Source organism: Pseudodonghicola xiamenensis DSM 18339, from assembly GCF_000429365.1.
Taxonomy (GTDB): Bacteria; Pseudomonadota; Alphaproteobacteria; order Rhodobacterales; family Rhodobacteraceae; genus Pseudodonghicola; species Pseudodonghicola xiamenensis.
Window position 1 is genome coordinate 231,179 of sequence record NZ_AUBS01000004.1, and the last position, 21,811, is coordinate 252,989.

At 64.0% G+C, this 21,811-nt stretch carries 17 protein-coding genes and 2 pseudogenes; 12 read left to right on the plus strand and 7 right to left on the minus strand.

The window, feature by feature from the left end; genetic code table 11:
* Positions 1-452 precede the first annotated feature (452 nt).
* The 5 genes from G455_RS0107455 to G455_RS0107475 all read left to right on the plus strand — a co-directional run bounded on the left by G455_RS0107455 (position 453) and on the right by G455_RS0107475 (position 6,586).
* Positions 453-4,121: a vitamin B12-dependent ribonucleotide reductase gene (locus G455_RS0107455; RefSeq protein ID WP_028093122.1), complete on the plus strand. Its 3,669-nt coding sequence runs from the start codon at positions 453-455 to the stop codon at positions 4,119-4,121.
* Between the two features lie 372 nt (positions 4,122-4,493).
* Positions 4,494-5,456, plus strand: coding sequence for a calcium-binding protein (locus G455_RS25970; RefSeq protein WP_051312260.1), 963 nt, complete (start codon positions 4,494-4,496; stop codon positions 5,454-5,456).
* Between the two features lie 333 nt (positions 5,457-5,789).
* A complete protein-coding gene (locus G455_RS0107465; RefSeq protein WP_028093124.1) occupies positions 5,790-6,038 on the plus strand; it encodes an EF-hand domain-containing protein in 249 nt (82 codons plus the stop codon).
* Between the two features lie 39 nt (positions 6,039-6,077).
* Positions 6,078-6,320, plus strand: coding sequence for an EF-hand domain-containing protein (locus tag G455_RS0107470; protein ID WP_028093125.1), 243 nt, complete (start codon positions 6,078-6,080; stop codon positions 6,318-6,320).
* 14 nt (positions 6,321-6,334) lie between these two features.
* Positions 6,335-6,586 (plus strand): EF-hand domain-containing protein, encoded by a 252-nt coding sequence (locus tag G455_RS0107475; protein WP_028093126.1) that lies wholly within the window; start codon positions 6,335-6,337, stop codon positions 6,584-6,586.
* Positions 6,587-6,746: 160 nt separating this feature from the next.
* Here the strand turns inward: G455_RS0107475 and G455_RS0107480 are convergent, their stop codons facing one another.
* Positions 6,747-7,934 carry a pyridoxal phosphate-dependent aminotransferase gene (locus G455_RS0107480; RefSeq protein WP_028093127.1) on the minus strand — a complete coding sequence of 396 codons (1,188 nt, stop codon included), beginning with the start codon at positions 7,932-7,934 and terminating at the stop codon, positions 6,747-6,749.
* A gap of 449 nt (positions 7,935-8,383) precedes the next feature.
* Between G455_RS0107480 and cysS the strand changes: the two genes are divergently transcribed.
* From cysS to G455_RS0107495, 3 genes are all read left to right on the plus strand, one after another.
* On the plus strand, positions 8,384-9,751 hold the full coding sequence (cysS, locus tag G455_RS0107485) for a cysteine--tRNA ligase (RefSeq protein ID WP_028093128.1): 1,368 nt from the start codon (positions 8,384-8,386) through the stop codon (positions 9,749-9,751).
* A gap of 193 nt (positions 9,752-9,944) precedes the next feature.
* The gene (cimA, locus tag G455_RS23595; protein WP_035366321.1) at positions 9,945-11,594 is read left to right on the plus strand and encodes a citramalate synthase; all 1,650 of its coding nucleotides are present in this window, start codon (positions 9,945-9,947) and stop codon (positions 11,592-11,594) included.
* 3 nt (positions 11,595-11,597) lie between these two features.
* Positions 11,598-12,380 carry a squalene/phytoene synthase family protein gene (locus tag G455_RS0107495; RefSeq protein WP_028093129.1) on the plus strand — a complete coding sequence of 261 codons (783 nt, stop codon included), beginning with the start codon at positions 11,598-11,600 and terminating at the stop codon, positions 12,378-12,380.
* A gap of 65 nt (positions 12,381-12,445) precedes the next feature.
* Here the strand turns inward: G455_RS0107495 and G455_RS0107500 are convergent, their stop codons facing one another.
* Positions 12,446-13,666, minus strand: coding sequence for an MFS transporter (locus tag G455_RS0107500; RefSeq protein ID WP_028093130.1), 1,221 nt, complete (start codon positions 13,664-13,666; stop codon positions 12,446-12,448).
* A 76-nt stretch (positions 13,667-13,742) separates the two neighbouring features.
* On the opposite strand from G455_RS0107500, the gene G455_RS0107505 reads away from it, so the two are divergent.
* Together G455_RS0107505 and G455_RS0107510 are read left to right on the plus strand one after the other, a co-directional pair.
* Entirely contained in the window at positions 13,743-14,375 is a 633-nt protein-coding gene (locus G455_RS0107505; RefSeq protein ID WP_028093131.1) for a DNA-3-methyladenine glycosylase family protein, read from the plus strand.
* Complete coding sequence (locus tag G455_RS0107510) at positions 14,372-15,037, plus strand: alpha/beta hydrolase (protein WP_028093132.1); 666 nt, start codon at positions 14,372-14,374, stop codon at positions 15,035-15,037. Before G455_RS0107505 ends, G455_RS0107510 begins: the two co-directional genes overlap by 4 nt.
* A 28-nt stretch (positions 15,038-15,065) precedes the next feature.
* Here G455_RS0107510 and G455_RS0107515 read toward each other — a convergent pair whose 3' ends face one another.
* The 3 genes from G455_RS0107515 to G455_RS0107525 form a co-directional block, all read right to left on the minus strand.
* Complete coding sequence (locus G455_RS0107515; protein ID WP_028093133.1) at positions 15,066-16,634, minus strand: oleate hydratase; 1,569 nt, start codon at positions 16,632-16,634, stop codon at positions 15,066-15,068.
* Between the two features lie 67 nt (positions 16,635-16,701).
* Entirely contained in the window at positions 16,702-17,130 is a 429-nt protein-coding gene (locus tag G455_RS0107520; protein WP_028093134.1) for a VOC family protein, read from the minus strand.
* Positions 17,131-17,143: 13 nt separating this feature from the next.
* Positions 17,144-17,725 carry a pseudouridine synthase gene (locus G455_RS0107525; protein WP_028093135.1) on the minus strand — a complete coding sequence of 194 codons (582 nt, stop codon included), beginning with the start codon at positions 17,723-17,725 and terminating at the stop codon, positions 17,144-17,146.
* 217 nt (positions 17,726-17,942) lie between these two features.
* Here G455_RS0107525 and G455_RS0107530 point away from each other — a divergent pair, with 217 nt between their 5' ends.
* Together G455_RS0107530 and G455_RS23600 are read left to right on the plus strand one after the other, a co-directional pair.
* A complete protein-coding gene (locus G455_RS0107530) occupies positions 17,943-18,527 on the plus strand; it encodes an HNH endonuclease (RefSeq protein ID WP_028093136.1) in 585 nt (194 codons plus the stop codon).
* Between the two features lie 390 nt (positions 18,528-18,917).
* Positions 18,918-19,978, plus strand: a pseudogene (locus G455_RS23600) (IS110 family RNA-guided transposase).
* A gap of 389 nt (positions 19,979-20,367) precedes the next feature.
* Here the strand turns inward: G455_RS23600 and G455_RS0107545 are convergent.
* Both G455_RS0107545 and G455_RS23605 read right to left on the minus strand, forming a co-directional pair.
* Complete coding sequence (locus tag G455_RS0107545; protein WP_028093138.1) at positions 20,368-20,898, minus strand: RNA 2'-phosphotransferase; 531 nt, start codon at positions 20,896-20,898, stop codon at positions 20,368-20,370.
* 70 nt (positions 20,899-20,968) lie between these two features.
* Positions 20,969-21,614, minus strand: a pseudogene (locus G455_RS23605) (IS3 family transposase); the annotation flags it as partial.
* Positions 21,615-21,811 lie beyond the last annotated feature (197 nt).

The window sequence follows — 21,811 nt, forward strand, 5'->3', positions numbered from 1 at the left end:
CTGAAATCTGGTCAACTTCGCTGCGCCTGCGGTGGCGATGGTGGGGCGATCCAGGTTTTTCCTTCTTGGAAAAGAGCTTCCGTCACCGGCTTCAGGCGAAGGGCGAGGTGCTGCCGCGCAGCATTCCGTGGAGGAATCGTGAGCCATCCGCAGGGGGCTTGCAGGTCAACAGGGTTTTTGCCGCAGGACGGAAAAAAAATCCGTTGACCCATGCCATTCACCTGCCTCAGATTGTGTGGACCGGAAGTGAGAACACTAAATCTAGTGGGTAGAGCTAGGGTTCGCATCCGGGGATGAGTGGCGGAAAATCAGCGTATCGCGACGGGCAAGGGACCGGACGCAGGGCTCGGGAGCGGCCTTGCGACCCGGGGAGGTCATGCGCAAAGCCACGGAAGGCGCCTGAGAGGGGAAAGACCCGGTTGCGGGAAACGCTTGGAAGGTCAGAGGCAGCGATGAAGATTGAACGGAAATTCACCAAGGCTGGGCAGGACGCATATGCCGATCTGGAGTTCGTCACCACGACCTCCGAGATTCGCAATCCCGATGGCACCATCGTCTTTCGTCTGGAAGAGATTGAGGTGCCCGCCGGCTGGAGCCAAGTGGCCAGTGACGTCATTGCGCAGAAGTATTTCCGCAAGGCCGGCGTCCCGGCGCGGCTGAAGAAAATCGCTGAAAAAGACGTGCCGAAGTTCCTTTGGCGGTCGGTTCCCGAAACCGCCACCACCGAGACGGGGGGAGAGACCTCATCCAAGCAGGTGTTCGACCGGCTCGCCGGCGCCTGGGCCTATTGGGGTTGGAAGGGTGGGTATTTCACCACCGAGGCCGACGCCCGCGCCTATTACGACGAGATGCGCTATATGCTGGCAAGCCAGCGCGCCGCGCCGAACTCTCCGCAGTGGTTCAACACCGGGTTGCACTGGGCCTATGGCATCGACGGGCCGAGCCAGGGCCATTTCTATGTCGATTACAAGACCGGCAAGCTGACCAAATCGAAATCCGCTTATGAGCACCCTCAGCCGCACGCCTGTTTCATCCAGTCGGTGGCCGATGATCTGGTAACCGAAGGCGGCATCATGGATCTGTGGGTGCGCGAGGCGCGGCTGTTCAAATACGGCTCGGGCACCGGCACCAACTTCAGCCGCCTGCGGGCCGAGGGAGAGCGGCTGTCGGGTGGCGGCAAGTCGTCGGGGCTGATGGGTTTTCTCAAGATCGGCGACCGGGCGGCCGGCGCGATCAAATCGGGCGGCACCACAAGGCGCGCCGCCAAGATGGTGATCGTCGATGCCGATCACCCGGATATCGAACAGTTCATCGACTGGAAGGTGAAGGAGGAACAAAAGGTCGCCTCGATCGTTGCCGGCTCCAAGATGCACGAGCAAAAGCTGAATGCGATCTTCGCCGCGATCAGGGCCTGGGACGGCAGTGTCGAGGATGCCTGCGATCCGGCCACCAATCCGGGGCTGAAAACGGCGATCCGCGATGCCAAGAAATCCGCGATCCCCGAGACTTACGTGAAACGGGTGCTGGATTACGCCAAGCAGGGCTATACCAGCATCGAATTCCCCACCTATGACACCGACTGGGATTCCGAGGCCTACAGCTCGGTCTCCGGCCAGAATTCGAACAATTCGATCCGGGTCACCGACGGCTTCCTGCAGGCTGTGCGCGAGGATGCGGATTGGGACCTGGTCAACCGGGTCGACGGCACGGTGGCCAAGACCGTCAAGGCGCGCGATCTGTGGGAAAAGGTCGGCCATGCCGCCTGGGCCTGCGCCGATCCGGGCATCCAGTTCCACGATACCATCAATGCCTGGCACACCTGCCCGGCGGATGGGGCGATCCGTGGGTCGAACCCCTGTTCGGAATACATGTTCCTGGACGATACCGCCTGCAACCTTGCCTCGATGAACCTGTTGACCTTCCTGAAGGACGGGCAGTTTCAGGCCGGCGATTACATGCACGCCACCCGGCTGTGGACGCTGACGCTGGAGATCAGCGTGATGATGGCGCAATTCCCGTCGAAGGAAATCGCGCAGCTTTCCTATGACTTTCGCACCCTGGGGCTGGGATATGCCAATATCGGCGGTCTGCTGATGACCATGGGGTACGGTTATGACAGCGATGAGGGTCGCGCGCTTTGCGGGGCGCTGACCGCGATCATGACCGGCGTCGCCTATGCCACCAGTGCCGAGATCGCCAGTGAACTGGGCGCTTTCGCCGGCTATGACCGCAATGCCGACAACATGCTGCGGGTCATTCGCAACCACCGTCTGGCCGCCTATGGCAAGGCCGAGGGGTATGAGGGACTGGCGGTGGCGCCGGTGCCGTTGGACCACGCCCATTGCCCGGACCAGCGGCTGGTCGATCTGGCCATGGCCGCCTGGGACGAGGCGCTGGAGCTGGGCGAAAAGCATGGCTTTCGCAACGCCCAGACCAGCGTGATCGCCCCCACCGGCACCATCGGTCTGGTGATGGATTGCGACACCACCGGGATCGAGCCCGACTTTGCCCTGGTGAAGTTCAAGAAGCTTGCCGGTGGTGGGTATTTCAAGATCATCAACCGCTCGGTTCCCGCGGCGCTGGAAAACCTTGGCTATTCCTCGGTCGAGATCGAAGAGATCATCTCCTATGCGGTGGGCCATGGCACCATCGGCAACGCGCCGGCGATCAACCACACCACGCTGGTGGGGCATGGGTTCGGCGAAAACGAATTGGCCAAGATCGACGCGGCGTTGGCAAGCGCCTTCGACATCCGCTTCGTCTTCAACCAATGGACCCTGGGCGAGGAATTCTGCACCAACGTTCTGAAGATCGCGCCCGAAAAGCTGACCGATCCCACCTTTGACCTGCTGCGGCACCTGGGATATTCCCGCGCCGATATCGAGGCGGCGAACGATCACGTCTGCGGGACGATGACGCTGGAAGGCGCGCCGCATCTGAAGGCAGAGCATTACCATATCTTCGACTGTGCCAACCCCTGCGGCAAGACAGGCAAGCGGTTCCTGTCGGTCAACAGCCACATCACCATGATGGCCGCAGCGCAGAGCTTTATCTCCGGCGCGATTTCCAAGACCATCAACATGCCCAACAACGCCACCATCGAAGAGTGTCAGCAGGCCTATGAGCTGTCCTGGTCGCTGGGGGTGAAGGCCAATGCGCTTTATCGCGATGGCTCCAAGCTCAGCCAGCCCCTGGCCGCCGCGCTGGTCGAGGATGACGATGACGCCGCCGAGGTGCTGGAAACCGGCACGCCGGCGGAAAAGGCCCAGGTGCTGGCCGAGAAGATCGTCGAAAAGCTGGTGATCAAGGAGGTTGCCCGCGGTCGGCAAAAGATGCCGTCGCGGCGCAAGGGCTATACCCAGAAGTCCATCGTCGGCGGCCACAAGGTCTATCTGCGCACCGGCGAATATGAGGACGGCTCTCTGGGCGAGATCTTCATCGACATGCACAAGGAAGGCGCCGGTTTCCGGGCGATGATGAACAACTTCGCCATCGCGGTCTCGGTCGGTCTGCAATACGGCGTGCCGCTTGAGGAATTCGTCGATGCCTTCACCTTCACCAAGTTCGAACCGGCGGGGATGGTGCAGGGCAACGACAGCATCAAGAACGCGACCTCGATCCTCGATTATATCTTCCGCGAACTGGCGGTGAGCTATCTGGACCGCACCGATCTGGCGCATGTGAAGCCGCAGGGCACCACCTTCGACGATCTGGGGCAGGGCCACGCGAACGAGGGGGTCTCGAACCTTAGCGAGATCAGCGAAAATGCCGCCTCGCGGTCGCTCGAGGTGCTCAAGCAGATCAGTTCCACCGGCTATCTGCGCAAGCGGCTGCCACAGGAGTTGATGGTGCTGCAGGGCGGCGCCGGCATGGGGTTTGCCGGAGCCGATCCAGAGGCGGCGCTACAAACCCTGGCGCCCGAAACGATTGCGTCGGCGACGGTGACCAGCACCACCACCACTGCCGTGGCCAGCGGAACCGTCACCATGGACGCCCGCGCCAAGGCCCGCATGCAGGGCTATGAGGGCGAGGCCTGCGGTGAATGCGGCAATTACACTTTGGTGCGAAACGGCACCTGCATGAAATGCAACACCTGCGGGGCGACCAGCGGATGTAGCTAATCTATCACGTCAAGATTGGCGTGTAGGGGATTGGAAGAAATATATTTTCATCCCCAACGAATATCGGGGCAGGGGTTTCCCTGCATCCCAACGCACCGGGTGGGACGGTCTGGCCGTTCCTCTCACTACCTCGCGGGGCGGGTGCGCTCGCCCCTGACGACGTTCAGGCCGCAGGCAGAAAACATAGGGCGGTGAACGAGATGAGCCTGAAGGTCGAAACTGAAGGGGGGCATTTGCCCCCCTTTTTTCTGGCGCCGCGGGGCTTGCTTTCCCGGGGGGCGGATCGGCGTTTGCAATCCCTGACTTGATATTTCACAGCGCCGCTCACAGACTTGCGGCGTTTGGGAGACATGTTTCAGGAAGGGGTTTGCAATGACGATCAAGGTTTCTCTGGCCGGCACCGGTTTCTCTCTCGGCGATCTGGTCGATATCGTCGATTTCATTTCCGTCGATGCCGATGTGGCCGGCACCAGTGCCACGGCGTTTTCCGGCCATGGCAGCTTTGGCGGCGTTCCGGCCAGCTTCAGCGCCACCGGAACGGGGTTTGGTCTCGGGGCGATCGGTGGCACTTATTATGTGACCTCCGGGGTGATCGACACCATCACCTTCGCGGCCGGGTCTTCCGAAATCGTTTTTGCCGCCGTCGATATCGACATGAGCGATTTCGCCCCGATCATCTATCGCGACGAATACGGCATCGAGCTCAGCGCGATCGAAACCTACCTGATGGCGCGCGACTGGGACATCACTCTGGGCAGCGATGACGATATTGCCGGATCCGGTCTCAAGGTGGGCGACGGGGTGCCCTTCAACCTGACCGGCAATGACCGCATCGCCGGCGGTGGCGGCGATGATGTGCTCTTTGCCGGGGACGGCAACGACAGGCTGTTCGGCGATGCGGGGCGCGATACGCTGGAGGGGGGCGCCGGCCGCGACAGGATTTTCGGCGGCAGCGGTGCCGACAAGCTTTATGGCAATGGCGGCAATGATCGGCTGGATGGCGGCGGTGGCAATGACAAGCTGTTCGGCGGCGCCGGGGCCGATGTGTTGATCGGCGGCAGGGGCAATGACCGGCTGACGGGGGGAGCCGGCCTTGATACCTTCGTCTTCGGCAACAAAGCGGGTCGCGACGTGATCACCGATTTCAACGCGGCCCACAACGGCGAGGATATCGACCTGAGCGCGGTGACCCGGATCAAGACCTATAAGGATCTGGTCAACAATCACATGGAGCAGCAGGGCAGCGACGCGGTGATCGACGATCACGCCGGCACCAGGATTACCGTGCTGAATGTTGATATCGACGATCTGGGCCGGGGCGATTTCCTGTTCTGACCGGATGATGTTGCGCTGAATGCCGAAAGGGGCCCTGCGGGGCCCCTTTTCACGTCCGGCCTCCCGGGGCTTGGCAAACTCTCGCACAGGGGCTGAGGGGGGCAAAATGGGCGAAACCGTGCCGTCCGGGCCGCGAGCCGGCGGAACCAAACCGCCGAGCGGATTTCCGCGCTCTTGCTCGGGCGGGTTTCCGCAAAGCCGTGGCGGCGAAAAGCGCGGCCTTTCGCCCGAAATCCTCTGTTCGCCCTTCCCCCGATGACACCGCAGCCGTGTCGCACTTTCTTCATGGTGTTCGCAAACGGGCGAACGACGATCCTTGAAGGAGGACAAGACATGAAACCGATGAAACTGACCACCCTGGCAGCCGTGGCGGCGATTGCGGCACCCGGCATGCTCTGGGCGCTGACCGAGGCCGACACAGACGGCGACGGTATGGTGAGCCTGGCCGAGCTTCAGTCGGTCTTGCCGATGATCACCGAAGAGGCCTTCACCCAGATGGATGTGAATGCCGACGGGGGGCTGGACGCCGATGAGATCGCCATGGCCCAGAGCGCTGGCCTGTTGCCGGCGAACGAAGGTTGAGGCCCGCCTCTTTCCCCCATCCTTAAAGGAGACCCAGAAATGACTTTGAAACATATGACCCTGATCGCCGCCGCCGTCGCATTGCCGGCCATGGCCTTCGCCGCCGACAGCGCCGATACCAATGGCGATGGCATGCTCGACCTGGCGGAGCTGCAGGCGGCGCTGCCCGACACCACCGAAGAGCTGTTCACCGAACTCGACGTGAACAAGGACGGCTTTCTCGACGTCGACGAGATCGCCGCCGGGCGCAAGGCCGGGCTGCTGCCCGCCGCGGGCAACTGAAAGGAGCTGATGCGATGAAACCGTTTTCCCGAACGACCCTGACATTTGCCGCTGCAACCCTTGCGTTGCCGGCGCTGGCCTGGGCGGCCGAGACCGCCGACACCGATGGCGACGGGCTGCTGAGCTTCGAAGAGGTTCAGGCCATTGCGCCGAAGGTGACCGAGGAGATGTTTCTCGATCTCGACGCCAATGCCGACGGTGGTCTTGACGCCGAAGAGCTGGCCGAGGCCCGCAAGATCGGGCTGATCCCGCTGGCGGAGGAGTGATCCGACCGGCTCCTTCGGTCGAGGGAAAGGCCGATCCGTCCCCTTGGGTGCACCTCAACCCCGGGTGGATCGGTTGCCTGCGGCGACCTGAGGGGCAGGCGCGCGTCCGGGACACCGGGCGCGCGTTTTGCCGTTTGTCGGTGGGGCCCTTCTGCAGGCGTCAGCTCGCCTTGGCAGCGGCCAGCCCGGCGGCAAAACCGCAGAGCCTTTCCAGCGCCTCGGCAAAGGCCTCGTCCTCGATGGTCATCGCCACCCGGATATGGCCGGCGGCGGCCTGACCGAAGCTTTCCCCTGGCATCACCGCGATCCGTTCCGCTTCGAGCAGCGCATCGGCGAAGGCATCGCCGCTCAGCCCGGTGGCGCGGACATCCAGCATCACATACATCGCCCCCTGTGGCGGCAGCATCCGCAGGGTGTTCTGCCCGGCAAGGATGCGCTGCGCCAGCGCCCGGCGACGGCGGAAGGGCGCGGCGATGCGCTCCTCCAGCTCGGAGCCCTGATCCAGCGCGAATAGCGCGGCCTCCTGCACGAAACCCGGCACCCCATAGGTGGTATGGGTGGCCAGGCTGATCAGTCGGGCGATCGCATGGTCCGGACCGACGATCCAGCCACAGCGCGACCCGGTCATCGCATGGGATTTCGACATCGACCCGATCACCAGCGTGCGCTCGGCCATGCCAGGCAGGGCGCGGGGCGACAGATGCGTCCCGTCCCAGACCTGGGTGTCATAGACCTCGTCCGAGATCAGCCAAAGCCCGGCCTCGTCACAGGCGCGCCCGATCTCCTCCAGGGTTTCACGCCCATAGATGGCGCCGGTGGGGTTGTTGGGGCTGTTGATCAGCAGCGATTTGGCATCCGGTGTCACGGCGTCAAGGATCGCGGCTTCGCTGGGCAGAAATCCGGTCTCGGCCCGGGTCAAGATACTCACCGGGCGGGCGCCGACCGCGCGCAGAGTGCCGGGATAGGTGACATAATAGGGGTCTATGAACAGCGCCGCATCGCCGGGATCGCAAACCGCGCAATGGGCGGCGAACAGCCCGGCCTGGCCGCCGGGGGTGATCAAGACGTTGTCCCGGCCGGTGGCCACGCCGGTACGTTCGGTGATCCGCGCTGCCACCTTGTCGCGCAATACGCCGATCCCCGGCACCTCGGCATAGCCGGTGCGACCGCCGCGCGCGCTGGCATCCATCGCTCCCAGGATCGTCGGATCCGTGCGGATGTCATGTTCGCCGATGGTCAGTTCGGTAACCGCCACGCCCTCGGCGATCAGCGCCTTCGACTTCACGAACACCTCCCATCCGTCCGCCCCGCCGGGCGTCAGGGTTTCGATGCGATGGGAAAGCTGCATGGGGCACCTCGATTGCTTCTACTCTATCGGGGCCACTAGGGGGGCAAGGGGACGGGAATTGTCAACCGGTAGCGTCCTTGTAACCTCGGGGCGCGCGCTCGGGCCTGGGGTCCGTTTGTGTGTTGATCCGGCGATCACGACACGCCCACCCGCTTTTTCTGGCTGAAAATATCCCGGGGGGAGGCCGCAGGCCGGGGGGCAGCGCCCCCTTGCCGCCGCGGCATGGCCAGTCTTCCCTCGACAAGGACCATCGCAGAAAGCCGCGCCACGCTTCCGTCTTCCCTCGGCGTGGCGCACATGCTATCTGCACGGCATGAACCGCATTCGCCGCATCATTACCTGCTGCATTATTCCCTGCTGATCTCATCTGCGGGCCGGTTTCTGTCGTTTTCATCTTCAAGACAAGTTGCTAAGCCCGCGCTGAGCGCCGCGCCTGTGAGGAGTCCGTCATGACGACGATCAAACTGCACAATACGAAGACTCGCCGGAAAGAGGTCTTCACCCCGATCGACCCGGACAATGTGCGAATGTATGTCTGTGGCCCCACCGTCTATGACCGGGCGCATCTGGGCAATGCGCGCCCGGTGGTGGTCTTCGATGTGCTCTACCGGCTGCTACGTCAGGTCTATGGCGCCTCTCATGTCACCTATGTGCGCAATTTCACCGATGTGGACGACAAGATCATCAAGCGCGCGGAAGACAGCGGCCGGCCGATCGAGCTGATCACCGCCGAGACGACGCAATGGTTTCTGGATGACATGGGGGCGCTCGGCGCGCTGGAACCCAACGCCATGCCGCGGGCGACGCAATACATCCCGCAGATGATCGCCATGATCGAGGCATTGATCGCTGGCGGCCACGCCTATGCGGCTGAGGGCCATGTGCTGTTCTCGGTCGACAGTTATAAGAAATACGGTGCGCTCTCTGGCCGCTCGGTCGAGGATATGATCGCGGGCGCCAGGGTTGAGGTGGCGCCTTACAAGCGCGATCCGATGGATTTCGTCCTGTGGAAACCCGCGAAGGACGATGAACCGGGCTGGGACAGCCCCTGGGGCCGCGGTCGGCCCGGCTGGCATATCGAATGCTCGGCCATGTCCTACGAGCTGTTGGGGGCCTCCTTCGACATTCATGGCGGCGGCAACGATCTGATGTTCCCGCATCATGAAAACGAGATCGCGCAAAGCTGCTGCGCCCATCCCGAGGGGCATTTCGCCAATTACTGGCTGCATAACGAGATGCTGCAGGTCGAGGGCAAGAAGATGTCCAAATCCCTGGGCAATTTCTTCACCGTCCACGACCTGTTGGCAAAGGGCGTGCCGGGCGAGGTGATCCGCTTCGTCTTTCTCTCCACCCATTACCGCAAGCCGATGGACTGGACTGAGAAGAAGGCCGAGGAGGCCGCGGCGACGTTGCGCAAGTGGCGGGCGCTGACGGCGGGCATCGAACCCGCCGCCACCGCCGCTGTCGCGGTCCAGGAGGCCTTGGCCGACGATCTGAACACCGCCGGCGCGATCACCGAGCTGCATCGGCTGGCCGGCGAAGACCCGGCGGCGCTGCTGGCCTCGGCCCGGATGCTGGGGTTGTTGACGCCCGAGCTGGGCGCCTGGGCTGAGGCGGGCCAAGTCGATCTTTCAGCTTATGAAGGGCGACTGTTCGAGGCGCGTCAGGCCGCGATGGAGAGCAAGGATTTTTCCGAGGTCGACCGGCTGAAGGCGGCCTATCTTGCCGCCGGCCTTGAAGTGCGGATGAGCAAGGCGGGGGTGGAGCTGGTCCCAGGGCCGGGTTTCGATGCCGCCAAGCTGGAGGGGGTGGAATGAGCCGTCTTCAAAGTGTTTTGCCCGGCCATAGGCCGGGCCGCGCCCGACCCTCCTCCCGGGAGGGCGCATATGTTGATGTTATGCACCGGACAGCTGCGGTGAGCACGACAGCGTCGCGCGCCGAACTGAGGGGGAATGCGCCCACCCAGGGTCGGGCGCGGCCCTTCTCACTCATGGTCCAAGGGAGGGGAAAATGAGAGAACGCCTCTACATCTATGACACCACGCTGCGCGACGGGCAGCAGACGCAGGGGGTGCAATTCTCCACCTCCGAGAAGACCCGCATCGCCGAGGCGCTGGACAAGTTGGGCGTCGATTACATCGAAGGCGGCTGGCCCGGGGCGAACCCCACCGACAGTGCGTTTTTCGAGGCCGCCCCCAAGACCCGCGCCCGGCTGACCGCCTTCGGCATGACCAAGCGCGCCGGCCGCTCGGCCGAGAATGACGATGTTCTGGCGGCGGTGATGAACGCCGGCACCGGGGCGATCTGCCTGGTCGGCAAGACCCATGACTTCCATGTCACCGCCGCGCTCGGCATCACGCTGGAGGAGAACCTCGAGAATATCGCCGCCTCGATCGCCCATCTGGTCGCGCAAGGCCGCGAGGCGCTGTTCGATGCGGAACATTTCTTCGACGGCTACAAGGCCAATCCCGATTACGCGCTGGCCTGCCTGAAGGCCGCGCTTGGCGCCGGCGCCCGCTGGATCGTCCTCTGCGACACCAACGGCGGCACCCTGCCGGAGGAGATCGCCCGCATCGTCCGCGCGGTGATCGCCGCCGGGATCCCGGGCGAAAACCTCGGCATTCACACCCATAACGACACCGAAAACGCCGTGGCAGGATCGCTCGCCGCGATCGAGGCCGGGGTGCGGCAGGTGCAGGGCACGCTGAACGGGCTGGGCGAACGCTGCGGCAATGCAAACCTGACGTCGATCATCCCGACGCTGTTGCTGAAGGAGCCTTTCGCGAGCGCCTTCGATACTGGTATCGACCTTGAGGCGCTGACGGGGCTGACACGGATTTCCCGCATGCTCGACGACATCCTGAACCGGGTGCCGATGAAGCAGGCACCCTATGTCGGGGCCTCGGCCTTCGCGCATAAGGCTGGGCTGCACGCCAGTGCCATCCTCAAGGACCCGACCACCTATGAACATATCGATCCGGGTGAGGTGGGCAATACCCGCATCATCCCGATGTCGAACCAGGCCGGCCAGTCGAACCTGCGCCGGCGTCTGGCCGAGGCAGGGCTTGAGGTCGCGCCCGGTGATCCGGCGCTTGGCCGCATCCTCGACCGCGTCAAGGCGCGCGAGGATGAAGGTTATGCCTATGACACCGCACAGGCGAGCTTCGAGCTGATCGCGCGGGAGGAACTGGGGCGGATGCCCGAGTTCTTCGAGGTCAAGCGCTATCGTGTCACCGTCGAACGGCGCAAGAACAAGCGCAACCGGATGGTCAGTTTTTCCGAGGCCGTGGTGGTGATCAAGGTCGACGGGCAGAAGCATATGTCGATATCCGACAGCGTGGATGCCAGCGGATCCGATCGCGGCCCGGTCAACGCGCTGGCCAAGGCGCTGGCCAAGGATCTGGGGCGCTATTCCGCGATCATCGACGACATGCGGCTGGTCGACTTCAAGGTGCGCATCACCCAGGGCGGCACCGAGGCGGTGACCCGCGTGATCATCGACAGCATCGACGGGCAGGGCCGGCGCTGGTCCACCGTCGGGGTCAGCCCGAACATAGTCGATGCCTCTTTCGAGGCGCTGCTGGACGCGATCCGCTGGAAGCTGGTGCGCGATGTGGCGCCGGGCGCGTTGCCCGATGTCGCTCCGGTCAGGGCGGTCTGAGCGATGGTCGAGGTTTCTACCGCCGATTTGAACGCCTGCGCCGATCTGGTCCGGCGGGGCGATCCTGATCGCTTTCTGGCGGCGATGGCCGCGCCGGTGGCGGCGCGCCGGGTTCTGTTCCCGCTCTATGCGATGAATGTCGAGGTGTCGCGGGCGCCCTGGGTGACGCAGGAGGCGATCATTGCCGAAATGCGGCTGCAATGGTGGCGCGACGCGCTGGAGGAAATCGCCACCGGTGGCGTGGTGCGGCGGCATGAGGTGGTCTCCCCCCTGGCCGTGATCCTGCCTGCGGCACAAGCTGAAGCGTTGGATCAATATGTCGCTGTAAGAAGCTGGGATATATACAAAGATCCATTTGGAGATGAGGCTGGTTTCGACCGCTACATTGATCATAGCGCCGGCAGCCTGATGTGGGCCGGCGCCGCAGCTCTGGGCGCGGCAGAGGAGCCCGTGGTGCGCGCTCTTGGCTATGCCGCCGGCGTCGCCAGTTGGCTGCGCGCGGTGCCGGAGCTGGAGGCGCGCGGTCGTGTGCCGTTGCTCGACGGAACCCCCGGCGGGGTGAAGGCGCTGGCAGAGAAGGCACTGGATCGGCTGTCGGATGCGCGGGCACGACGCAGGGATGTCAGCCCGGCGGCCCGTCCGGCGCTGTTGGCCGGCTGGGAGGCGGGCACCATCCTGAAACAGGCCCGGGCTGAGCCGGGGCGGGTGGCTGCCGCGGCCCTGGGGCAGAGCGATGCGAAAAAGCGTCTGTCACTGATGGCGCGGGCGGCGTCGGGCCGCTGGTAGCTGGTTGCGAAAACGGCGCCCATCGGGCGCCGTTTTGACATGGGGGCAGGCCCGGGCCGGGGCGGTCAGATCGGCTCTTCGCGGGTCTCTTCGGGTTGGAACATCAGCCACAACAGCGCGCCGCCGGCCAGCACCAGGAACGGGCCCATCGCCATGTTGACGGCGGTCCAGCCCTCCTGCGGGGTGCCGCCGGAGCAGTTCATCAGCCCACCCGAGGCGAGCGAGGCCATGGTGACGCCGCCGAAGACCAGCAGGTCGTTCAGCCCCTGCATGCGGCCGCGCTCCTCAGGCGCATGCGCGCCGGCCAGCATGGTGGTGGCGCCGATGAAACCGAAGTTCCAGCCCAGCCCCAACAGAACCAGGGCGATGAAGAAATTCTCCAGCTCGACCCCGCTCAGCGCCACCGCGCCGGCGCCGGCAAGGATCGACAAGCCGGCAGCGACCACTTTTTCGACGCCGAAGCGGGCGATCAGATGGCCGGTGAAGAACGACGGGATATACATCGCCAGCACGTGGCTTGAGACCACATCGGCGGCATTGCCCTGATCATAGCCGCAGCCGACCACCGCCAGCGGCGTCGAGGTCATCACCAGGTTCATCAGCGCATAAGAGACCATGGCGCAGATTACCGCCACGGCGATCCGCGGCGTGGTGATCAGCTCCCACCGCGTGCGGCCGCGCGGCGCGTCGGCGGCGGGGGCCTTGGGCTTCGGGATATTGATGAAGAGAAACAGCAGCGAGCCGATCACATTGACGCCGATGACCGCCAGATAGGTGCCCAGGAAGGGGATCACCATCGCCTGCGAGGTCACCTTGACCAGTTGCGGCCCGATCAGCGCCGACAGCAGCCCGCCGGCCATGACATAGGAAATCGCCTTGGGCCGGAATTCGTCCGAGGCGGTATCGGCGGCAGCGAAGCGATAGAAGCCCTGCGCGCTCATGTAAAATCCGGTGCAGAAGGAGCCGGCCAGGAACACCGGGAAGGAGCCGAGATAGAGCCCATAGGCGCCGATCGCCCCGCCGATGGCGCCGCCGGTGACCCCCAGCAGGAACCCTGCGCGGCGGCCCCATTTCTGCATGATGGCGGAAATCGGCGTCGCTGCCAGCATCGAACCCAGCACGATCAACGAGATCGGCAGGGTGGCCAGGCAGGCATTGGTGGCCAGAGATTGGCCGGCCAACCCGCCGACGGTGAAGATCATCGGCATCTGCGCGCCCAGAAACGCCTGGGCGGCCACCAGAACGGCCACGTTGCGCCGGGCCTTGCTGTCGTCAACTTCATACATATCGAATGCCTATCCGCGAATATGTCCTGCGACAAGATGGCTTGCCTGTATCGGTACATTTCCTATGGTTCGGCACATGACCCTTGGCCGTATCATCGAAACCCCCGACTGCGTCGCCGAAGGCGCGCGCTGGCTTGCCGCACAGGAGCCGCGCTTCGCGACCGCGCTGGAGCAGACCGGACCGCTGCCGTTGCGCCGGCGGCCCGACGGTTTTGCCGAGCTTCTGTCCGCCATCGTCAGCCAGCAGGTCAGCGTCGCATCCGCCAATGCGATCTGGGGGCGGATGCAGGACGCGCGGCTGACCGGCCCGCGCAAGATCCTCTGGGCCAGCGACGACGATCTGCGCGCTGCGGGCCTCAGCCGGCAGAAGATCCGCTATGCCCGCGCGCTCGCCGAGGCGCGGATCGACTATGCCGCGCTGTGCAGCACCCCCACCGATCAGGTGATCGCCAGGCTGACCGAGGTGCCAGGCATCGGCGTCTGGACCGCCGAAATCTATGCGATGTTCTCGCTTGGTCGTGCCGATGTCTTCGCCCCGGGCGATCTGGCCTTGCAGGAGGCCGCGCGGATCCTGTTCGATCTGCCCGAGAGGCCGCGCGAAAGGGCGCTCAGGCAGATGTCCGAGGATTGGGCGCCCTGGAGGTCTGTTGCCGCGCGGCTGCTCTGGGCCTATTACCGGGTGGCAAAGGACAGGGAAGGGATCAGATGACTCGTGTTCTCAATGCCGGCCGGGTTGAGCCGGTTTCGGGCGAAATCCGTTCGGCGGTGGTGTTTCTGCATGGCTATGGGGCCAATGGGGCCGATCTGCTGGGGCTGGCCGATCCGTTGGGCGAACACCTGCCCGATACGCTGTTCGTCGCCCCCGACGCCCCCGAAAGCTGCGCTGGCGCGCCCTTCGGCTTTCAATGGTTCCCGATCCCCTGGCTGGATGGATCGTCCGAGGACGCCGCCGAACGCGGCATGCAGGCGGCCGCCGCCGATATCAACGCCTTTCTCGACGCGCTGATGGTGGACGAGGACTTGCTGCCCGAACAGGTGGCTCTGGTGGGCTTTTCGCAAGGCACGATGATGAGCCTGCATGTCGCCCCGCGGCGCGAGGATCCGATTGCCGGCGTGGTCGGCTTTTCCGGCCGGTTGCTGAGCCCGGAAGCCCTGAAGGATGATGTGGTCAGCCGCATGCCGATCCTGCTGGTTCATGGCGATCAGGACGATGTGGTGCCGGTGCAATCGCTGCCCGAGGCGGCCGAGGCGCTACAGCAGGCAGGTTTCAAAGAGGTCTTTGCTCATATCGAGAAGGGCACCGCCCACGGCATCGCCCCTGACGGTCTGGGTGTGGCGCTGGCCTTCCTGCGCGACAAGCTGGGGTTCTGATCCGGCGCCGGCGGGTGTTGCAGCGACGTCAAAGCTCCAGCAGCACCTTGGCGGCGCGCAGCAGTGCCCTCGGGTTTCGGTCGCTGCGCACCATGGGCAGCGGCGCGGCTTGGCCTGTCAGCGCCTGCACCGCCGCCCGGGCGCTGCGCACCGAATATTCCACGGTGAAGACGGTATCGTGGGGCAGTTCGACGAATTGCCCCATCAGGGTGAAATTCCCGGCGCCCGCCGGCTGTGTCTTTGGCCGGTCGCCGGGGCTGCGCGGCATGAATTGGCTGGTGATAAAGGGCATCCGGCAGGGCAGCACCCGGGCGCCGTCGAACCATTGCCGCTGGCTGGGCGACAGCCGCAATTGCCAGCTCAGTTCGGCAATGATCTCCTCGCCGGTGGCCTGCCACATCGGTTTGGGGACGAAATCGCCGGGCCGGTCGCCGCGCAGCCCATAGCCCCAGAATACCGTACTGTCTTCGGGTTGGGTGCGGAAATGCGGCTGGTTGAACATCACGAAGGACATCAGCCAACCACTGTTGCGGATCGTCACCAGCCCGCCGGTGCCGGTGGCATTGCCGGTGAAGGCTTCGAGCCAGTCGCGAAACTCGGGCCGGTCCATGGTGACGGTGAAAGAGGTCCAGGCGCTTTTGTCGATGTCGCCGGCGAAGGCCGCCGGATTGCCGAAGCCCGGATGGCGCGCCGCCAGCGCCCGCCACAGATCCCAGGACGGCGTCGGACCGGGGGCGAGTGGCGGGGCGCTGTCGGTGCTGCCGTAGCTGGCGCCGTCGGTCATCGAGCCGAGCGTGAGGAACACCCGGTCCTCGGCCCGCACTGGGATATGGCTGCCGTCGGCCAGGGCGATGCCGGTGACGTTTCGGTGGCTCTCGTCCCCCTCGATCTCCACCGCCGCGACGGTAGCGCCGCTGTCGAACCGCACGCCGCGTGTCGTCAGCCAGTCCCTCAGCGGCGCGATCACGCTGTCATATTGGTTATAGCGGGTACGCAAGACGCCCTCGATCCGGGTGAAGCCGGGGAAGAGGTGGATGAACCGCCGCAGATAGCGCCGCATCTCAACCGCCGAATGCCACGGCTGGAAGGAGAACATGGTGGACCACATGATCCAGAAATTGCTGTCGAAGAAGGGGCGGTCGAAACAGGCACCGATGGTGCGGGCGCCCAAGCGGCCTTCGGGCGTCAGGATCAGCCGGTTCAGCGCCAGGATATCAGCCGCCGACAACCCCAGATGATCCATATCCGCAGGACGTCCGTCGGCGATCAGCCGGCAGGAGGAGGCGGCGCGGACCTGGGTGTTGAAGGCCAGGATATCCTCGGTCACCGAGATTGCGGGATCGTCGGGGGAGGGGATCTGCGACAGCAGGTCCAGCGTGTTGACGAAGTTCGGCTCGAACATCCGGCCGCCGCGGGTCAGATAGCCCCATTGCGCGTCCCCGGCGCCATCGAGCGCGCCGCCCGGGTGGGGTCGGTCGTCGAGAATGCGGATGGTCTCTGCCGCCACGCCGGCGTCGCGGATCAGATGGGTGGCGGCGGCCAGTGCGGCGATGCCGCCACCGATCATGTAATGCAGGCGGGGGGCAGGGATGGTCATCGGGGCCTCTCCTCAACGGCGTCGGTTGCAGCTTGGCAGTGCGGTGGCGGCGCAGCCTTGCGCTGGATCAATCGGCCTGCCATAGCCGCGGTTCGGCGAATTCGACCGAATTGCCCGCCGGGTCGCGGATATAGAGCGAATGGGCGCCATTCGGCCAGTCGAATTCGGCCTCGACGGCCACGCCGGCGGTAGCCAGCCGGGGGCGCAGCGCGGCGATATCCTCCCGCTCCATCGCGAAACAGACATGCCCCGCGCCTTGCGCTCCATGCGGCGGCACCGGCAGGGCGCCGGGATGCGGCGGTTTCACGGTTTCCTCGGGGTTGAAGATCAGCAGAACCCCGGCGCCGAGCCTATAGAAGACATGTCGATTGTCATGGCGGATGATCTTCGTGAGGCCCAGCAGATCGCCATAAAACCCCTCTGCCGCGTCGAGATCGCGGGCATAGAGCGCGGCTTCGAGGAGCGCGCCGGGAACGGGGGCAGGGGGCAGCGACATGCGCCCGAGGATATCACCGACGTGGGCGTCTGTCAGGCCCCGGCGGCGGCAGGTCGTCCCAATCGCCCGGCGCCAGCCCATCCAGGCTCCAGTCGCCGATGCGCCAGCGGATCAGCCTGAGGGTGGGATGACCCACGGCGGCGGTCATGCGACGCACCTGGCGGTTCTTGCCCTCGCGAATGGTCAGTTCGATCCAGGTGTCGGGGACGGATTTCCTCACCCGGATCGGTGGCGTTCGCGACCAGAGCGTTTCGGGTTCGTCAATCCGCCGGGCCCGGGCCGGGCGGGTGCGCCCGTCCTTCAGATCGACGCCCTCGGCCAGGGCCCTCAGCGCGGCCGCGTCGGGCAGTCCCTCGACCTGCACCAGATAGGTCTTTTCCATCTTGTGCCTGGGATCGGCGATCCGCGCCTGCAGCTTGCCGTCGTCGGTCAGCAGCATCAGCCCTTCGCTGTCGCGGTCCAGCCTGCCGCAGGGATAGACGCGCGGCACGTCGATGAATTCCGACAGGGTGCGGCGGGCCGTGCCTTCGGTGCCGCGGTCGGTGAACTGCGGCAGCACGTCGAAGGGTTTGTTGAAGCGGATCAGCCGGGTCATGTCGCGCGTCCTAGCGCAAAAGCGCGGCAAGGGAAACTGGCGCGCCTGTGGATAACGTCATCTGCCTGTCATCTGGGCGGCGTAACGATTGCCGCGACATCCGGTGGATCTATGGACTTGTCAGAGGTCGACCACGATATATAGTTAAATCATGGCTGGGGCGGGTTCCCCGCTCTGGCGCCGGAACGGCACTCAGGGCGAAGGCGGAGTCACGCAGATGGACGGCGATTTCAGAACCGAATTTGTACGCGAACCGGGGGCGCTGAAACAGCATCCCGCGCTGGTGCTGAACGCGGATTACCGGCCGCTCTCCTATTATCCCCTGTCGCTCTGGTCCTGGCAGGAGGCGATCAAGGCGGCTTTCCTCGACAGGGTCGATATCGTGGCGGAATACGACGAATACGTCCGAAGCCCCACGACAAGGATAAGGATGCCCAGCGTTGTCGTGCTGAAAGATTATGTAACACCTCAAAAGCGCGTGGCCTTCACGCGCTTTAATCTTTTCTTGCGGGACGAATTTCGTTGCCAATACTGCGGCGCCAAGGGCGATCTGACCTTCGACCATGTGGTGCCGCGGGCCTCGGGCGGGATCACCAGCTGGGAAAACGTCGTTGCGGCCTGTTCGCCCTGCAACCTTAAAAAGGGGTCGAAAAGCCTGCGCCGTGCCGGCATGTCTCTGTTTCGTCCGCCGCGACAGCCAAGTGCCGAGGAACTGCGCAACACTGGCCGCAAGTTCCCGCCCAACCACCTGCACGCGAGCTGGATGGATTTTCTGTATTGGGATGCGGAACTGGAGGCCTGAGCGGGACCAGGTCACTGTTCTGGACAGAGGACCTTGAAACTCACAAAACCGGGTTTCAGATGTCCGAAATGACGCATCGGCGTCTCAAACGCGGGTTTTGGGGTTCTGGCGGCTGCCTGCAGTAAGGTTTTGCATCGTGAAGCCAGGCTGTCTGTGGGCGGGCGGCATGGCAGGCGAGGCCACGGCAGAGAGAGTGGCCGCACCGCCCCGGTTGGGAATGCCGAACCCGACCCAAACGGTTGGTCGAGCCAGGCACCGGGCGCCGCCTCCTCGGCTCATTACTGCCGGTCGCAGTTGCCGGAAAGAAGATGGGGTGGATGGCTCCGGCTCCCGGCGTCGCGATGCGCCATAGTGCAGGTGTCAGAATCTGCAATTGAGAGGAGCCACCCCATGCAAGTTACCACTGTCGGCCTCGACCTGGCCAAGAACATCTTCGATGTCCACGGAGTTACCGAGGCCGGAGAGGTCGCCTTCAACCGACCTTTGCGCCGGGCGCAGGTGCTGGCGTTCTTCGAGCGACTGTCGCCCTGCCTCATCGGCATCGAAGCCTGCGCATCGAGCCACCACTGGGGCCGCGAGCTTACGAAGCTCGGTCATACTGTCCGGCTGATGCCGCCGATGTACGCCAAACCCTACGTGAAACGGGGCAAGTCCGACACGGTCGATGCAGAAGCCATTTGCGAGGCCGTGACGCGGCCGACGATGCGGTTTGTTGAGATCAAGTCGGAGGACCAGCAGGCGCTTCTCTCCTTGCATCGCGCGCGGGACTTCGTGGTTCGACAGCGCACCCAGTTGATCAACATGCTCCGCAGCCTGGCCGCGGAGTTCGGGATCACCATCGCTCGGGGCGTCGCGCGGGCCATCGATTTTGCGAAAGGGATCATTGAGGGCAAGCAGTCCGGGTTCCCCGCGCTCGCCCAGGACGTTCTGAGGGTTCTCAGCCGTCAGCTGGTCGAGCTGCACAACCGCCTTCGCTGGTACGAAATCACCATGCGTATCCAGGCCCGTCTCAGCCGCCAGGCGCAACTCCTGCAGACCATTCCCGGCGTCGGACCGGTGACCGCCTCGGCCGTGGCCGCCACGATCGGGTCCGGTCACCAGTTCAAGAGTGGGCGGGAATTTGCAGCGTGGCCTGGTCTGACACCGCGGAACCACTCCAGCGGTGGTAAGGAGCGGTTGGGAAAGATCACGAAGATGGGCGATCGGTATCTGCGCCAGCTTATCGTCGTCGGCATGACATCGCGTGTGCGGCAGGTCACCAATCATCCCGAGCGTGCCGATCCCTGGCTGACGAAGCTGTTGCAGAGAAAGCCGGCCCGGCTCGCGACCGTCGCCATGGCGAACAACCTTCTCGGGACATGCCTTCGGCATACCCTGCCAGGCAGCGGACTGTGCGGATCATGTGGGCGGTGCTGACCAAGAACGAACCCTACCGCCCTTACACAGCCTGAGACGTAGAGAAACAGCGAGAGAGCAAGACCGACGATGTGATGGTGTACCCTTCAGCCGCAATGATCAGGACGCTCCGCTGAATGTCCCGGGCGCAAATGCCCGCGAAGCAGATAGGAACCTGATCTGCGGAACCCATCAGGGCCAGCGGTGTGAACCGCGCAAATAGGCCGGACTCAAGACCGCTTCTGAAAATGGAGTGCCCCCACTGCGGCCAGGAAGGAAAGCGGGATTGCTGATCCGCCATATGACACGATCAGGGCTGACCCTTCGTATCCAGTGGCAGCTGATGTGTCAGGCGAATATTACTTTTGCCCCAACTGTTATGAGGCGAGCAAGCCATTACGTTCGTATGACACGGCTATTCTTTGCGATAGCTGCGGAACCATTTTTAATCTGAGATAACCTTTGGCGGCACGTTCTCGGTCAGCCAGACGCCGTTTGGGGCGAGGAAGAACTTGTGGCCTTGCTGGTGCATTTGCAGGGCGGGGATTGTCAGAACGACCGGTTTCCCATGGCGTTGCCCGACTTTGGTTGCGGTGCTTTGATCTGCGGAAAGATGGACATATTGGCGGTTCTGCGGAAGCAGGCCCTGATCTCGGATGCTTTCGAGGAAGCGTGTTGCGGTCCCGTGATAAAGAAACTCCGGGGGCTCAACAGGTTCCAGCCCGAGATTGACCGCGATGGAGTGCCCTTGATTGGCCCTGATGAACAGGCCATCGGCGGAAATTGCGAACCGCTTCTTGTCACTGGTGGAGACCACTTCGCGCAGGGTGTCGAGGTCGAGCGAGATATCGGATTTTGCGATCAGTTCCTCTATATTAGCCCATCCTTCCGGGTCGAGGTCGAGACCAATCGCATCCGGTTTGTGGCGCAGGATGTAGCTAAGGAATTTGCTGGTGTCTTTGAGATCGCGGTTCATTCTTCGCCCTCCAGTTCCACATACCCCAGCATAGCTATAGCGCATGACCTGCTCCCCATAGAGTCCGCGTTTATGAGTTAGCTCTGTTCAGGGTTTGGTCCTCTACTGACCGTTGGTGATACTCCCACGGGGTGAGCCCGTCGAGGCTCGTGTGGGGGCGGTGGTGGTTGTAGTCGTCGCGCCACGCCTCGATCAGGTCGCGGGCGTGGCGCAGATTGGCGAACAGGTGCTCGTTGAGGCACTCGTCGCGCAGGCGGCCATTGAAGCTCTCGACGAAGCCGTTCTGCATCGGTTTTCCCGGAGCGATGTAGTGCCATTCGACCCGGCGCTCCTCCTGCCATTTGAGGATGGCGTTCGAGGTCAGCTCCGTGCCGTTGTCGCTGACCACCATGCATGGATAGCCGCGCACCCGAGCGATGCTGTCGAGCTCACGGCCAACGCGCTGCCCTGACAGCGAGGCGTCCACGACCGCGGCCAGGCATTCCCGGCTGAAGTCGTCGATGATGCAGAGCACCCGTAAGCAGCGACCATCCCTTGCCCGGCAGGGCATTGCGAAGCAATGTCCCGAGAGGGGACAGGCTGTCTGACACGAAGTCCAGCGACCAGCGCTGGTTCGGCCCCTGCGGGATCGCCATGGGCGCCCTGGTCCCCAGGGCCCGCTTGCGACCGCCCCGTTTACGGACTGTTAGGCCTTCTTCTCGGTAGAGCCGGTAGAGCGCTACGCCCTACAAACGATCCCCCGGATCGTTTGCCCGACGGGCTTCGATCCAGTTCACCTTCCAGCCTTCGCGGCCAAGAAGCAGATGGGGTGGATGGCTCCCGCTCCCGGCGTCGCAATGCGCCATAGTGCAGGTGTCAGAATCTGCAATTGAGAGGAGCCACCCCATGCAAGTTACCACTGTCGGCCTGGACC

Coding starts and splice junctions, on each gene's coding strand:
- G455_RS0107455 (WP_028093122.1), top strand. CDS start 453: ATGAAGATTGAACGGAAATTCACCAAGGCTGGGCAGGACGCATATGCC.
- G455_RS25970 (WP_051312260.1), top strand. CDS start 4,494: ATGACGATCAAGGTTTCTCTGGCCGGCACCGGTTTCTCTCTCGGCGAT.
- G455_RS0107465 (WP_028093124.1), top strand. CDS start 5,790: ATGAAACCGATGAAACTGACCACCCTGGCAGCCGTGGCGGCGATTGCG.
- G455_RS0107470 (WP_028093125.1), top strand. CDS start 6,078: ATGACTTTGAAACATATGACCCTGATCGCCGCCGCCGTCGCATTGCCG.
- G455_RS0107475 (WP_028093126.1), top strand. CDS start 6,335: ATGAAACCGTTTTCCCGAACGACCCTGACATTTGCCGCTGCAACCCTT.
- G455_RS0107480 (WP_028093127.1), bottom strand. CDS start 7,934: ATGCAGCTTTCCCATCGCATCGAAACCCTGACGCCCGGCGGGGCGGAC.
- cysS (WP_028093128.1), top strand. CDS start 8,384: ATGACGACGATCAAACTGCACAATACGAAGACTCGCCGGAAAGAGGTC.
- cimA (WP_035366321.1), top strand. CDS start 9,945: ATGAGAGAACGCCTCTACATCTATGACACCACGCTGCGCGACGGGCAG.
- G455_RS0107495 (WP_028093129.1), top strand. CDS start 11,598: ATGGTCGAGGTTTCTACCGCCGATTTGAACGCCTGCGCCGATCTGGTC.
- G455_RS0107500 (WP_028093130.1), bottom strand. CDS start 13,666: ATGTATGAAGTTGACGACAGCAAGGCCCGGCGCAACGTGGCCGTTCTG.
- G455_RS0107505 (WP_028093131.1), top strand. CDS start 13,743: ATGACCCTTGGCCGTATCATCGAAACCCCCGACTGCGTCGCCGAAGGC.
- G455_RS0107510 (WP_028093132.1), top strand. CDS start 14,372: ATGACTCGTGTTCTCAATGCCGGCCGGGTTGAGCCGGTTTCGGGCGAA.
- G455_RS0107515 (WP_028093133.1), bottom strand. CDS start 16,634: ATGACCATCCCTGCCCCCCGCCTGCATTACATGATCGGTGGCGGCATC.
- G455_RS0107520 (WP_028093134.1), bottom strand. CDS start 17,130: ATGTCGCTGCCCCCTGCCCCCGTTCCCGGCGCGCTCCTCGAAGCCGCG.
- G455_RS0107525 (WP_028093135.1), bottom strand. CDS start 17,725: ATGACCCGGCTGATCCGCTTCAACAAACCCTTCGACGTGCTGCCGCAG.
- G455_RS0107530 (WP_028093136.1), top strand. CDS start 17,943: ATGGACGGCGATTTCAGAACCGAATTTGTACGCGAACCGGGGGCGCTG.
- G455_RS0107545 (WP_028093138.1), bottom strand. CDS start 20,898: ATGAACCGCGATCTCAAAGACACCAGCAAATTCCTTAGCTACATCCTG.